Source organism: Achromobacter sp. EB05 (genome assembly GCF_044232075.1).
Lineage (GTDB): Bacteria > Pseudomonadota > Gammaproteobacteria > Burkholderiales > Burkholderiaceae_B > Achromobacter > Achromobacter dolens.
On record NZ_CP155917.1, the window covers coordinates 4,745,547 to 4,758,744 of the forward strand.

The following is a 13,198-nucleotide window of genomic DNA, read 5'->3' on the forward strand; positions in this document are numbered from 1 at the left end:
CCGCGTGAACAGGATGCAAAGGTGCAAGACAGAGATTTCAAGGCCGGCGAGGCCGTCTCGCCGGTGACAGGCTGGGCCATGATGCCGTTGGTGGAACACGATTCGTTGCTGCTGCGGCTGGACTTCCTGGCCGCCCCGTCGCCCGCGGCGGCCACGCGCAGCGAACGAGGCCGCGTCTATGCCGTGACGTCCGAGCAACTGCAGTTGCTGCTCGATTCGCTGCAGGCGCAGTTGGCCAAGCTGCAACCCGGCCAAGACGGTCCGCGCCATTGAGGCGGGGCGGCGCCATGACGCCGCCGGAAAATATTCAGCATTTCTAAAGATGGATTAGGATCTTTAGATTCTCTAATCAGGCTGCAACCGCTAGTCTGTCGCCCTTGACTCAGGGTACGACATGACCAGCGCCTTTTTCCCCGGTTTTTTCCTCAGCCTCAGCCTGATCCTCGCGATCGGCGCGCAGAATGCCTTCGTGCTGCGGCAAGGCCTGCGCCAGGAACACGTCTTTGCCGTCTGCATGACGTGCGCGTTGTCGGATGCCGTTTTGATCGCCGCGGGGGTTGCCGGATTCGGCCTGGCATCAAACGCCCTGCCCTGGCTGGAGCCGGTGCTGCGCTACGGCGGCGCGCTGTTCCTGCTGATTTACGCGGCGCGCAGTTTCCGCTCGGCGTTGCGCAACCACGGCGGCCTGACGCCGTCCTCGAGCCAGGCCGCCGGGCTGGGCGCCACGCTGGCGACCTGCCTGGCCTTGACCTGGCTCAATCCGCACGTCTACCTGGACACCGTGGTCCTGCTCGGCTCGATCTCCAGCCAGTACGAGGGCCGCAAGGTCGCCTTCGCGCTCGGCGCCATGGCGGCCTCGTTCGTCTTCTTCTTCACGCTGGGCTTCGGCGCCCGGCTGCTGCGGCCGGTGTTCGCCAGTCAGGCCGCCTGGCGGGTGCTGGACGCACTGGTCGGGCTGGTCATGCTGGCAATCGCGGTCAAGCTGCTCCGGCCCTGACGGCGGCCGGCATATTGCGGAACGTGACGCCCAAGCGGTTGAAGGCGTTCATCAGCCCGATCGCGTAGGTCAGGTCCGCCAGTTCCTTGTCGCTGAACTCGGCCGCGGCGGCGGCATAATCGGCATCCGGCACGCCCGTTTCGGCCACCCGCGTCACGCACTCGGCCCAGGCGAGCGCGGCCTGCTCGCGGGCGCTGAACAACGCGCCGCCTTCGCGCCACACCGGCACCAGCACCAGCTTGTCCACCGTCACGCCCTGCTTGAGCAGGTCGCGTGAATGCATGTCGATACAGTAGGCGCAACCGTTGATCTGCGAAACCCGCAAGTACACGAGATTGACTAGCGCCTCCGGCAGGCCGCACTGGCGCAGGTAGGCGTGAACGGCGCCAAAAGCCTTGTAGCCTTCGGGCGCGGCGCGGGCATAGTCGATGCGCTGGCTCATGATGAAAGAGTCCTGATAGATGGCTGTCGAAGACTCCATGTTGCGCCGGCGCGGTTTATTCCGGAAGGGCCAAGAAGCGGGTTCCGGATTGGGCCATGTGCGCCTGCCACGCGGGTCATTCGATGTGCGGATGCCGATCCGCCAGGCGCTGCCGCTTCTGCTTCAACGCTTCCAGTTTCTCTTCCAGGTCGGCAATCTCGGCATCCACGTCCTGCACGCTCTGTTCGATGTGATCGTAGGCCTGTTGCAGCAGCGCCTTCACCTCGCCCTTGTTCGCGGCGTTCGGCGTGTCCCCGCGCAAAGGCCGGTTGGCCGTCTCGGGCATGAATACGGCCGTGATCAGGCCCACGACCGCGGCCGCCATCAGGTAATACGCCGGCATCATGAGATTGTCGGTTTCCTCGACGATCCAGGCGGCGGCGGTCGGCGTCAGGCCGGCGATGATGATGGCCACGTTGAATGAGGCCGCCAGCGCGCTGTAGCGGATGCGGGTGGGAAACAGCGCCGGCAGGGTGGCGGCCATCACGCCGATCATGCAGTTCAGCACGATCGCGATCAACAGCAGGCCAAGGAAGATAAGTCCGATATTGTCGCTACCCAGGAGCATGAAGGCCGGAATGGCCACCACCATCAACCCCAGGCAGCCGGTGATGAAGAACGGTTTGCGGCCGATCTTGTCGCTGACGAAGCCCACGCCCGGCTGCACGAACAGCATGCCGACCATCACAACGACCACGATCAACACGCCGTGCTGCTCCGGATAGTGCAGGCTGCCCGACAGATAGGTCGGCATGTAGGTCAGCAGCATGTAATAGGTGATGTTGGTCGTCAGCACCATGCCGATGCAGACCAGGAGTGCCTTGCGGTATTTGGCGAAGATCTCGCGCACCGAGACCTTCGGCCGTTCCTGCACCGCATCACGGTCGTCCTGCTCCATTTTCTCGAGCTGTTGCGTGAAGGCCGGCGTTTCTTCGGCGGCGTGGCGCAGATACAGGCCCAGCAGGCCCAGCGGACCGGCGATGAAGAACGGCGCGCGCCAGCCCCAGTCCAGGAAGGCTTGTTCGGACATCGCGGTCTGCAGCAGCAGCACCAGGCCGGCCCCCAACACGAAACCGGCAATCGATCCGAAGTCGAGCCAGCTTCCCAGGAATCCTCGTTGACGATCGGGCGCATACTCGGCGACGAAAATCGCGGCGCCGGTGTATTCCCCGCCCACCGAGAAACCCTGCGCCAACTTGCACAGCAGCAACAGCAACGGGGCCCAGAGACCAATGGAGTCATAGGACGGAATCAAGCCGATGCAGAATGTGCTGATGGCCATGATGATGATCGTCAGCGACAGGACCTTCTGCCGTCCGAACTTGTCTCCCATCACCCCGAAGAACACCCCGCCCAGCGGCCGCACCAGAAAGGGCACCGAGAACGTGCCCAGCGCCGCGATGGTCTGCACGGCCGGCGAGGCGTCGGGGAAGAACACCTTGCCCAGCGCGAAGGCGACAAAGCCATAGACGCCGAAATCGAACCACTCCATCGCATTGCCCAGCGCCGCGGCCGTCACCGCCTTTTTCAGCTTGGTGTTATCGATGACGGTGACATCGCCGCTGCGCCAGGGGCGCACGGTTTCCTGCGAAGAAGAGGACGGGGATTCGGCCATGGCAACACCGCGAATTCAATGTGACCCTGAAATTCTACCGACGCCTGACCGTTAGCCACCCGTCAAAATGTGACTTGTGCATCCAGGTTTGAAGATGGGTCGGCGCGCCAGGCTGACGCGGGCCATTCGCGGCGCCGCGATGCCGGATCATCCCCACCATGAGATGGCGCAAAAAAACCCTCTCATGCGACACATGAGAGGGCATTTTTGCCGTGGATCCTCCGCCGGCCCACCCGTTGCATGGTGGGAAAGATGCCCGGACGGCTGGCATCACTTGAATATGGTCGGGGCGGCGGGATTCGAACTCGCGACCCTCTGCTCCCAAATTAGAAACGCACGAACGTCAGCGAACGTCAGCGAACGAATAACCAACTGATTCATAAGGATTTATACAAATCTCCTTGTTCGTCGACGTTCGCTAATGTACGCTGACAGCCGCAAAAATGTTGTCCCATATGTTGTCCCATATGGCGCTTGAGACAGAAGAATGGAGAGATTCGAGGAAATATGACGAGATACCCAAAACGCGGAAAAGGTGCGCGGTGGACCGTCAAAGAACTGGAAGCGGTGCCGGCGGAATGGGCCGGTGATCACCTGGCCGATGGAGACGGCCTGACTGGGGAGATCCGCATTCAGCGCGGCACGATGGCCGTGGTGTGGCGATACGCCTACCGCATGGGCGACAAGGTAAAGAGATTCTACTGCGGCTCATGGCCAGAACGCACCCTCGACGAGATCCGCTCCGCCAGGAACAAAGCGCGGGCGGACATCAAGGCGGGCCGCAATCCGTCGGCCGTCCGCGACTTGGAAAAAGCCCAGGTGCAGGAAGCTATGGCAGCGGAATCTGCCGCGGTAACCGCCGCTGAACAAGAGGCCACGACCGACGCCCTTTTGTTCCATGAGATGTATAAAAGGTGGCTGGAATCGGGAGTGAAGCGAGCAGATGGCAACACCGAAGTGAAGCGCATCATTGAAAAAGACGTGCTTCCTTTGATCGGTGATACTCCCGTGCGATCAATTCGCGAGAAGGATATTGAGCGAGTAATCCGCTCGATTGTCGGTCGCGGCTGCAATCGGCTTGCCGAGGTGACCTACCAAATACTGGGTCAGATGTTCCATTGGGCAGAGAAGCGCCAACCATGGCGAAAGCTGCTTTCGGAAGGAAATCCGGTTGAGCTGGTTGAACTCGGGGTGCTCCTGGCGGACGATTACGACCCGGATAACGCGCGCGAACGCGTTCTCCCTCCCATCGAGATTGTCGAGCTCCAGACTCGATACCGCGAGTTGGAGGAGCAGTATCTCGCTTCGGATGACAAGCGAAAGAGGAAGCCTCCGTCCAAGGCGTTGCAGGCAGTCTCCTGGATCTGTTTGAGCACGCTATGCCGGATAGGGGAATTGCACTTAACTGAAATTACTCATCTCGATCTCCGAGAAGGCACGTGGTTCATTCCCAAGGCGAACGTAAAGGGCAGAAAATCACAGAAGCGCGACCATCTGGTTTTCCTTTCACCCTTCGCAGTCAAGCATTTCAAGACCCTTGTTAGCCTGGCAGGATCATCCCGCTGGCTCCTACCTTCGCGCGACAATGATGACGCGGAGGTGGACCAACCGATGTACAAGCAGGCCTTTACTAAGCAAATCAAAGATCGGCAAGCCATGTTCAACGGAAAGCCCAAAGCACGTCGCGCTTCGGACAACTCCCTGGTTCTCGGCAAAGGCCAAAACGGCAATTGGACGCCTCATGATTTACGGCGGACGGGGTCGACGATCATGGAGTCGCTAGGAATCGATCCAAACATCATCGACCGCTGCCAAAATCACGTTATTCACACGGGCAAGAACCGAGTCAGGCGGCACTACCAGCTCTACGACTACGCCGACGAGAAACAAGCAGCATGGGCGAAGCTGGGCGAATATTTGGAAAGACTGCTTTCGGGAGCCGTGGCGCCGGCGGAGCTTCAAAAGAGGCTAACCGCCAAGCAGCTACTAGCCGCGTAAAAAAACAGCCGAAGACCGTTCGGTCTTCGGCTGTTGGACGCATACAGGCAAGTCTAGATCCAGCCCATCTTCGCCATAGAGTGGCCGCTACCTGCCGCCACGATCACGTGATCGACCAATGTGACATTCACCAGAGCCACGGCTTCCTTCAAGCGCCGCGTAACCTCAACGTCCGCCTTGCTTGGCTGTGACGAACCCGAAGGATGGTTGTGGGCAATCAAGATGGAATGCGCGTTGTGCCGAATAGCCGCCTTGACGACCTCGCGTGGATACACGCTCGTCTCAGACAGCGTGCCTCTGAACATTTCTTCGAAGGCGATCATTCTCAACTGCGCATCAAGGAACATTACGCCGAACACCTCGACGTCCGACAGCGCCAGCCGCGTCACGATATAGTCGATCGCGGCCGATGGTTTGGCCACTGGCAACCGCCTATTCAGCGCCCCCTCCAATTGATGCGCAGCCGCGCGTAGCAACTCTTGGGGGGTAGCGGCTCGATAGAGGCCGCCCACCTCACGTACCACCGGTGCGTCTTGGACGTCGTCCTGCATCCGCCTTTCTCCTGCCCACGCACTACTGAAACTTAGTTGCATTGCTCTCTCCCAAAGCGATGATCGCCTACCAACTCAATGGCGATCAGTCGTCAACATCGGAAGGTGGCGAGACTGGCGTCACCATGCGCTGTTAGTTCTGGTCAATGGCCAATGGCAATTATCTGGAGCCCACCACACGGAGCCAGTGCTCATGCTCGGCCGCCTGAAGCGAGCGCGTCCCACTGACCGGCAGTGAGAAAACCCTCGCGCTCCTTTCCTTTGCCCGGGAATGCTGGCTGCTTCTCGACCTTCTTACCTTTCTTCGGCCCGACTGCGCCGCACGGGAAGGGCCCGTCATCAACGGGAGCTCGCGCCAGAAGTGGACTGTCACCAGCGATGCAAATTTAACTTCGCGCGGCGGACCACGATGTCCCACCATTTACGCCCTTTTCCTTCTGCCCATGCTGATTACCGCCACCGAGATCAGCGTTCGTGCCCCCCCCGATCCGGCCTGGAAACTCTCGTCAGTCAGAAGTCCACGGTCGCAGACAACAGCACCGTACGCGGCGCACCGATCGTCAGTCCATTGGAAGATGCTGAGGCCCAGTAAGCCTTGTTGAAGACGTTTTCCACCGTGGCGCGCAGTGTGACCGGCGTGTTGCCTGCGCGGAACGCATAACGCGCGCCGACGTCAACCCGCGTCCAGCCAGGAATCTCTTTGTTGTTCGCAGCGTCCAGATACTGCGAGGTGGTGCGCAAGGCGCGCGCCGTCACCGTCAACCCGGGGAGGAACGGCGTATCCCATTCCACGCCCGCGTTCATGCTGTAGCGCGGCGTGCCCGGCGCCACATTGCCTTCCGTCAGCGCATTGCCTGTCTTCGTCAGTCGGCCATCCAGATACATCAGGCCCGCCAGCAGGCGCACATTGGACACGGGTTCGCCAAACACGTTGAGTTCCAGCCCGCGATTGCGCTGCATGCCGTTCACGGAGTAGATGCCGGTCACCGGATCGGTCAGCCCGCTGGGACGCCGGATCTGGAAAGCGCTGAGGGTCGCGCCCACGTCACCGTATTCCACCTTCACGCCGGCTTCGATCTGCTTGGACTTGATCGGCGCAAACACCGTGTTGGCGTTCACGGCGGTCAACGGCGCCGTGGGTCCTTCGCTGAGTCCTTCGACGTAGTTCGCGTACAGGGAAACGTGCTGCGACGGCTTGCCCAGCAGCGCGATGGCCGGGGTGATCTTGCGCTCGTCATAGCGGCTGGTCAGGCTGCCGCTTTCATCGTATTGATCCGTCACGACCCGCTGCGAACGCCCGCCTACCGTCAGCTGCACGCGCTCGTCCCACGCGGACAAGGTATCGGCCAGCGCGATGCTGGTCAGGCGAGACTTGCCGGACCGGGGGATGTCAGAACTCAAGCCCGCCAGCGACGGCGCCGTCGTCGGCAAGGGCGAGAAAAGGTTGGATTGAACCGGCGCGAAATCGTAGCTGAGGTTGCCGAAGGTCTTTTCGAACTGCGTGGCGCTGAACGCCACCGAATGCGAGATCGCGCCCGTGGCAAAGCGCGTCCGCGCACCGATTTCGCCCGTCTGCACGTTTTCGTCGCGCAGGAAGTAGCTGGGGCTGGACCCAAAGTTGCCGGCCGCATCGCGCACGGTGACGTTCATGCGCAGGAATTTGTAGTCGCCATCGCGCGCACCGAATGCGCCGTACACCATCGTGCTGTCGGTCACGTCGTATTCTGCGCGCAGCGCAATGTAGCTGTCTCGCGAGTTGGAATACGTCCAGTCAGGCGCGTAGCCGCGATCCACGCGGCGTGCGTCAGGCACGGGTGCGGCGGCTGCCACGCCCACACGCTCCTGCGGCGCGTCCACCTTGCGGTCCTGATGGCCGACATCGACGGACCAGCGCGTGCGTTCGCCGCGATAGTCCATGCCCAGCGTCATCAGGCCGCGCGTCGTATGCTGCGACCCCACGCCCGTGTCGCCGCCTTTGTACGCGCCGTTGACGCGGATGCCCAGCTCGCCCTTGTCCCCAAAACGCTGGCCCAGGTCAACGTGGCCACCCGCGACATCGTCAGTGCCATAACTGGCCGTCACCTGCCGGGTCGGCGTATCGCCTGCGCGCTTGGGCACGACGTTGATGGCGCCGCCCACGCCGCCAGAGGGCGGCATGCCGTTCAACAGCGCGTTGGGGCCTTTCAGCACTTCAACGCGTTCCAGGCTTTCCACGGCCAGGGCGTAGGTCGGCAATACGCTGTACAGCCCATTGAGCGCGATGTCGCTGTTCAACACGGGAAAGCCACGAATTGAGAACTGATCGAAGCGGCTGGTGCGCGGGTTGGTGTTCTGCACCGACGCATCGTTGGACACGACATCCGCCACGCTTTGCGCCTGCTGTTGCTGCATCAGCGCGCTGGTGTAGGCGGTGATGGAAAACGGCGTGTCCATGATGCTTTTTTCGCCCAGCATGCCCGCGCTGGCGCCGCTGGCCACCTGGTTGCCCGCGAAGGCCGGCATCAGCCCGCCCGAGTAGGCCGCCGTGACCGTCACCGCTTCCAGCTGCGCGACCGGCGCAGCGGCCGCAGACAAGGTGTATTCATTGGCGCCCGCGCGCACGGCGCTCAAACCGGTGCCGGACAGCAGCGCGGCAAAGCCCGCTTCCACGGTGTAGCTGCCATTCAAGCCGGGCGACTGCAAGCCTTGCACCATGCCGCCGCCAAACGACAAGCGCACGCCCGCCTGCGTCGCAAACTGCGCCAGCACCGACCCAAGCGTGCCCGGCGCCAGCCGGAAGTCGCGCGTGGCCGCCTGTTCAGCGGCGGGCTGCGCATGCGCGGCGGTGCCGGTCAACGGCAGCAGGACGGAAAGACAAAGCATCGTGGTGGTGCGAACCACGAAGGAACGGGAATGGGACATGAGGAAGACGCCGCAAGAGAGAAATATCAGGGAGAAGGCAGGTAATGGTCCGGGTAGGACCCGGCCTGATACCGATGCGGTTTCAAGGCCTATATCCTGTACACCGTAGGACGCCGGAAAACATGCCATGGCGGCAACACGGCTTGCGGCGGTCCTATGCGCGCGTCAAGCGCTGCGCCCCTGAATCTCCACCCAATAGCGGGTCCTGAACACGATCTGCACCGGCAATGTCCGCGCCAACAGCGCCAGGCTGGTATCGGTATCCAACACCGAAAACGAGCCGAATACGCGCAGGTCCGCAACGTCGCGCGCGCATCGGATGACGCCCGCGCGATATCGCGCCATGGCCGCTGCCCAGTCCGTCAGCCGCATGTCATCGGCCGTCAGCACGCCAGAAGTCCAAGCAGGCGCCGACTCGGACAAGCCCGCCTCGCTGAGCATGCCCCCCGCATTGAAACGGACCCGTCGTCCGGCGGGCACGATCTGGCTGCCAGCGCTGCCGCTGGGGCTCACCCGTACGGCGCCGTCATACACGTTCACCCCCACGCCGTCATCTTGCAGGCTGACCGTGAATTGCGTGCCCAGCGCCTGCACGGCGCCCATCGGCGTCTGGACGATGAAGGGTCGTGCGCGCCCGCCGGCGTCTGCCGCCGTGGCGGCATACACGCGCCCTGCCCGCAGCCAGACGGCGCGCAGGGTGTCGGTGTACCGGATGTCCAGACGTGTGCCGGTATCCAGCGTCAACGTCGTGCCATCCGCCAGCGTGTCCTGGCGGATCTGGCCGGTGCCGCTTTCCAGATCGGACTGCTGGGTACGCCAGGCCAGATACGATACGGGCGCAACGGCGATCAGACCCAGCAGCCGTAGCGCCATCCGGCGGCGGTCCGGCCGGGCCAGCCCTTGCAGCGCTTGTGCGCGCATGGCCGGCGGCACCTGGCCGAAGGTGCCCATGACACGCTCGGCCTTCTCCCACGCCTGGGCATGCGCGGGACTACTTGCCATCCAGCGATGCAAGGCGCGCAAGTTGGCTTCATCGTCCGGCGCGTCGTGCAACCGGGCCATCCAGCCTGCCGCTTCGGCCAGCAGCGCATCAGGAATGTGTCCGGCCGTCATGCATCGATGGCGGTCAGGCACGCCAGGTAGGCCTGCTGCATGTGGCGGTTGACCGTGCGCACGGACACGCCCAGCTCAGCGGCAATATCGGCGTAGTTCAAGCCGTCCAGCTGCGCCAGCAGGAACACATTGCGCACCCGCACGGGCATGGCGTCCAGCATGCGGTCGATGCTGGACAGCGCTTCCAGAATAAGGGCGCGCTTTTCTGCGCAGGGAACGGTGTCGGCAGGCAAGGCCGCGATCGATTCGGCATAGGCTTTTTCAACATTGCGATGCCGCCACAGATCCACCACCAGCCCCTTGGCTACATGGGTCAGGAATGCCCGGGGTTCCGGCATTTCCAGCGAGCGGTTGCTGGCGTACACGCGAAGAAACGTGTCATGCGCGAGATCCGCGGCATCCCATGCGTTGCCCAGCCGTTTACGCAACCAGCCACACAGCCATTGATGATGATCGACATACAGACCGTTCAAGGCCGAAGGACGGGACGCGCAAGATTGAGACATGGCACCAGGATCTGCAAACAAATCTAATTGCGAATGAGAGCCGTTAATAATACTGGAAACCTTGGCGCTTGCCCCACCGCGCGCGTCGCAGCCCTTCAAATTCCGGCGGTCAGAAAAGATGCAGCCAGCCCATCGCCTCCCCCAGAAACAAGCCTTGCGACATCACCAGCAGGATCACGGCCACCCACCGCCATTGCCGCATGCCCGCCCAGGCTTCGCGCAGCGGCAAGGCCGGCGGCCCGTCATGCCCCGCCTTGGCGCGGATCTTGGCGCTGGCGCCCGCGATGCGCAGCCCATAGAGATAGGCACCCGTCACGCTCAGCGCGGTCAGCATGGAACCGAACAGGAACCAGATGGCGCGTACGGGCCAGGGGCCAAAAGCACCGAAATGCAGCGGGTCGGCCAGCTCTGAAATGCGCTGATGCACGTCGAGCTCGTCCGCGCTGCGGCGGGTGGACGCCCCGCTAGGCAAAGAAATGCGAATGGCGTTGGCGCGGTCACGCACCAGCCAGGCGTCTGTCTGCCCTTCAAGCTGCACCGCCCTGCCCCCCGCCTCCAGACGCAGGACGCGGATGGTCAGCCCGGGCCACGCACGTTGCGCTTCGTCCACGGCCGCGTCAATCTCGCTTGGGTGTAGCGGCGCAGATGCAGAGCGGGGTTCCTTGGACGACAGCGCCGGCAACGGCGGCGCATGCCCTCCCAGGGACTCGATCAAGTACCACAGGCCCGTCACGGCGATGAGCAAGGTGAACCACAAGCTCCAGACCGCAACCAGCCGATGCACGTCGGCCCAGGCCAACCGGCGCTTTCCCCAGCGCGGCCACGCCAGAAAGCCGCGCCACCAGCGCTTGTAGATGACTAGGCCGGTGACCACCAGCGCGATCAGCAACAGCGAAAGCGCCGACACCAACGGCACCCCCCATTGGGTCGGCAAGAACAGATGCCGGTGCGTGTTGCGCAACCAGCGCTGGATGTTGAACCAGGACGTGTCGCCCGTCACGACCGCCCGGTAAGGATCCACCCACACAAACCGCTGTTCGCCCTGCGGCGTGCGCATCAACGCCCTTGCGGCGAAGCGTGAGGCGTAAGGCGCGGTGAACGATAGCAACGTCCAGTCGGGATGCGCGGCCTGGGCGGCGCCGGCCATCTTTCCCCAACTCGCCAAACTCGATGCGGGCTCGACTCTCATTTCAGAATGGACGAGCCAATCCAGCTCGGTCGAGATGACCGCAAGGGTTCCGGTCAAACAGATAAACGCCATCAGCACGCTTAGCTTCAGACCCGCCCAGCCGTGAATAACAAAGAACCACTTGCGCGGCGAGGCGTCGCTGGACGTGCTTCCGGATGGGGAACCGATAGAGCGTGAGGCAACTTTCATGATGAGACCCGTCGTCGCCCGCCGAATGCGGAGGCATTACTGTCTATACCGGACGAGGCCGTAGAAAGTGACAGTGCGAGTGGGGAATGACATCATCGTCAGGACAATAAAATGCGGGAGATGCGCCGCTGACATCGGCCTGATTACGTCACACAAGTTGGGATCCTGCCTTTAGGGCAGCGGAGCGGTGTGAGGCGCAACGTCATGGAATGGACACTCGCGAAGGCCGCGCGATAGTTCCACTTCGATGCGCCTCGAAGGTTCGAGCGCCCCACACCGGTAAAATTCGCGAAGGGTCAGGCAGTCGCGGACACCCCACCGTTCTTTTTCGCGGCGCTGGCCTGCTGCGCAAGCACTTTCGTGATCTGGCCTTGAATCTGCACTGCCTGGGCATTGAGCGCCATCATCTGCTGCGCCTTCATCTCGTCCGACATGCCGCTCGCCTTAATTTTGGCGATCTGGTCCATGATGAGCTTGAGCTGCTTCTGCAATTGCTTGATCTGGCGAGTGAACTCGTCCTCGTTGTCGGTTTCCTCGGCAGCCTGTGCGTTTGCCACTTTAGCGGCGGCAGGATTATTAACGCGGATCTTGCCTTCCTCTGACACCGAAACTGCGTCCTGCCGCGAGCCCCCCTTGGCTTCCTTGTTGGCCTGGATCTTTTCTGCCCACAGGTCCGCGAGGCTGCTGATCCGAGAAGTACCACTGATGCTGTTTATCGCCATAATTGCTCCTTTCTGTAAATGTCGAGGTACCACCAATACGGCATGAGGCGTCAGAACTTTAACGTTGCCAAGGCAGTAGGTGACTTGCGTTAAACACAACAGAGCCTTGCGTATCAAACGCTCAATTTCCAATATGTACATTCCGACCGGTCAGCATGCCTGCGCAGGCGCCATCCGGCCGGATCGGCTTAGCTGATGAACAAGGGCAATCACAAGCCGGCAACTTCGAAGGGCAAGCGCGGGTGACGTTCCGGGCGATCGACCTTTTTTCCGAAGAAGCCGTAGGAAGTGCACAGTCTTCGCTCTGTGTGAATGATGCTCGAGGTCTCTGCTGTCGCGAATATCGAAACCAAGTAGGCCAGGGGCGAGCCAGCATTTGCGGCATGGCTCGCCCGCTGTAACTCCCCTGCGCGGCGATGCGCTCCGCTTTGTGCCAAGAAGCGTCTTTCGCGTAGATCTGCGACAAGCCCCCTCCGGCCAGAACAGCTCACGTAGAGTGGCCTTTCCCACCGTCACTCTGGAGCCTGTCAAACTTTTGCCGCGCTTCTCGGAAGCGGTCCGCATTCTCGACAATCCAGGTCCACAGCGGGACCATGCGGACGAGCAACTCCATGCCTGTATCAGAGAGTTCGTATTCGACTCTGGGAGGCACCTCTTCGAAGTCATGCCGCAACACTAAGCCATCCCGTTCGAGCTGCCGCAAGGTGAGCGTCAGCATTCGTTGCGTGACTCCATGCATGCGTCTGCCGATCTCGGCATGCCGCAGCCTTCCATAAACGCCGAGCGTGTGGACAACACCCAGAGACCAGCGGCTACCAGCATGTGCGAGTACCTCTCGCCGCAGCCCATCGTCATCGTCTCGCAGGCCGTCACAAACGGTCTGTGAGTATCGGAGAATTTCGTCTCGATCCATCACATGCAGCTCCCAGTATCACG

At 62.1% G+C, this 13,198-nt stretch carries 12 protein-coding genes; 3 read left to right on the forward strand and 9 right to left on the reverse strand.

Annotation, left to right across the window (positions count from 1 at the left end):
• Positions 1 to 21 precede the first annotated feature (21 nt).
• On the forward strand, positions 22 to 273 hold the full coding sequence (locus AAID08_RS21640) for a hypothetical protein (RefSeq protein WP_054501140.1): 252 nt from the start codon (positions 22 to 24) through the stop codon (positions 271 to 273).
• A 121-nt stretch (positions 274 to 394) separates the two neighbouring features.
• Entirely contained in the window at positions 395 to 997 is a 603-nt protein-coding gene (locus AAID08_RS21645) for a LysE/ArgO family amino acid transporter (RefSeq protein WP_395756892.1), read from the forward strand.
• On the opposite strand, the gene AAID08_RS21650 is transcribed toward AAID08_RS21645, so the two are convergent.
• Positions 978 to 1,439 (reverse strand): carboxymuconolactone decarboxylase family protein, encoded by a 462-nt coding sequence (locus AAID08_RS21650; RefSeq protein ID WP_054501242.1) that lies wholly within the window; start codon positions 1,437 to 1,439, stop codon positions 978 to 980. The two genes, AAID08_RS21645 and AAID08_RS21650, sit on opposite strands and share 20 nt — an antisense overlap.
• A gap of 115 nt (positions 1,440 to 1,554) precedes the next feature.
• Entirely contained in the window at positions 1,555 to 3,093 is a 1,539-nt protein-coding gene (gene proP, locus AAID08_RS21655; protein WP_175142508.1) for a glycine betaine/L-proline transporter ProP, read from the reverse strand.
• 507 nt (positions 3,094 to 3,600) lie between these two features.
• Here proP and AAID08_RS21660 point away from each other — a divergent pair.
• Positions 3,601 to 5,091: a tyrosine-type recombinase/integrase gene (locus AAID08_RS21660; protein ID WP_263911543.1), complete on the forward strand. Its 1,491-nt coding sequence runs from the start codon at positions 3,601 to 3,603 to the stop codon at positions 5,089 to 5,091.
• Between the two features lie 53 nt (positions 5,092 to 5,144).
• Here the strand turns inward: AAID08_RS21660 and AAID08_RS21665 are convergent, their stop codons facing one another.
• From AAID08_RS21665 to AAID08_RS21695, 7 genes are all read right to left on the reverse strand, one after another.
• Positions 5,145 to 5,642 carry a JAB domain-containing protein gene (locus AAID08_RS21665; RefSeq protein WP_006383851.1) on the reverse strand — a complete coding sequence of 166 codons (498 nt, stop codon included), beginning with the start codon at positions 5,640 to 5,642 and terminating at the stop codon, positions 5,145 to 5,147.
• Between the two features lie 510 nt (positions 5,643 to 6,152).
• On the reverse strand, positions 6,153 to 8,672 hold the full coding sequence (locus AAID08_RS21670) for a TonB-dependent receptor (RefSeq protein ID WP_232295935.1): 2,520 nt from the start codon (positions 8,670 to 8,672) through the stop codon (positions 6,153 to 6,155).
• A 36-nt stretch (positions 8,673 to 8,708) separates the two neighbouring features.
• Complete coding sequence (locus AAID08_RS21675) at positions 8,709 to 9,656, reverse strand: FecR domain-containing protein (RefSeq protein WP_006383849.1); 948 nt, start codon at positions 9,654 to 9,656, stop codon at positions 8,709 to 8,711.
• Positions 9,653 to 10,162: a sigma-70 family RNA polymerase sigma factor gene (locus AAID08_RS21680; RefSeq protein WP_006383848.1), complete on the reverse strand. Its 510-nt coding sequence runs from the start codon at positions 10,160 to 10,162 to the stop codon at positions 9,653 to 9,655. The genes AAID08_RS21675 and AAID08_RS21680 overlap by 4 nt, the downstream gene beginning before the upstream one ends.
• Positions 10,163 to 10,271: 109 nt before the next feature.
• Entirely contained in the window at positions 10,272 to 11,540 is a 1,269-nt protein-coding gene (locus AAID08_RS21685) for a PepSY domain-containing protein (protein ID WP_006383847.1), read from the reverse strand.
• Between the two features lie 296 nt (positions 11,541 to 11,836).
• Positions 11,837 to 12,403, reverse strand: coding sequence for a FlxA-like family protein (locus tag AAID08_RS21690; RefSeq protein ID WP_232295934.1), 567 nt, complete (start codon positions 12,401 to 12,403; stop codon positions 11,837 to 11,839).
• A gap of 346 nt (positions 12,404 to 12,749) precedes the next feature.
• Positions 12,750 to 13,175, reverse strand: coding sequence for a helix-turn-helix domain-containing protein (locus AAID08_RS21695; RefSeq protein ID WP_006383845.1), 426 nt, complete (start codon positions 13,173 to 13,175; stop codon positions 12,750 to 12,752).
• Positions 13,176 to 13,198 lie beyond the last annotated feature (23 nt).

Excerpts from the sequence above, each read along its gene's own strand:
- AAID08_RS21645 (WP_395756892.1), top strand. The coding sequence starts at position 395 with ATGACCAGCGCCTTTTTCCCCGGTTTTTTCCTCAGCCTCAGCCTGATC.
- AAID08_RS21650 (WP_054501242.1), bottom strand. The coding sequence starts at position 1,439 with ATGAGCCAGCGCATCGACTATGCCCGCGCCGCGCCCGAAGGCTACAAG.
- proP (WP_175142508.1), bottom strand. The coding sequence starts at position 3,093 with ATGGCCGAATCCCCGTCCTCTTCTTCGCAGGAAACCGTGCGCCCCTGG.
- AAID08_RS21660 (WP_263911543.1), top strand. The coding sequence starts at position 3,601 with ATGACGAGATACCCAAAACGCGGAAAAGGTGCGCGGTGGACCGTCAAA.
- AAID08_RS21665 (WP_006383851.1), bottom strand. The coding sequence starts at position 5,642 with ATGCAGGACGACGTCCAAGACGCACCGGTGGTACGTGAGGTGGGCGGC.
- AAID08_RS21670 (WP_232295935.1), bottom strand. The coding sequence starts at position 8,672 with ATGGCATGTTTTCCGGCGTCCTACGGTGTACAGGATATAGGCCTTGAA.
- AAID08_RS21675 (WP_006383849.1), bottom strand. The coding sequence starts at position 9,656 with ATGACGGCCGGACACATTCCTGATGCGCTGCTGGCCGAAGCGGCAGGC.
- AAID08_RS21680 (WP_006383848.1), bottom strand. The coding sequence starts at position 10,162 with ATGTCTCAATCTTGCGCGTCCCGTCCTTCGGCCTTGAACGGTCTGTAT.
- AAID08_RS21685 (WP_006383847.1), bottom strand. The coding sequence starts at position 11,540 with ATGAAAGTTGCCTCACGCTCTATCGGTTCCCCATCCGGAAGCACGTCC.
- AAID08_RS21690 (WP_232295934.1), bottom strand. The coding sequence starts at position 12,403 with ATGTACATATTGGAAATTGAGCGTTTGATACGCAAGGCTCTGTTGTGT.
- AAID08_RS21695 (WP_006383845.1), bottom strand. The coding sequence starts at position 13,175 with ATGGATCGAGACGAAATTCTCCGATACTCACAGACCGTTTGTGACGGC.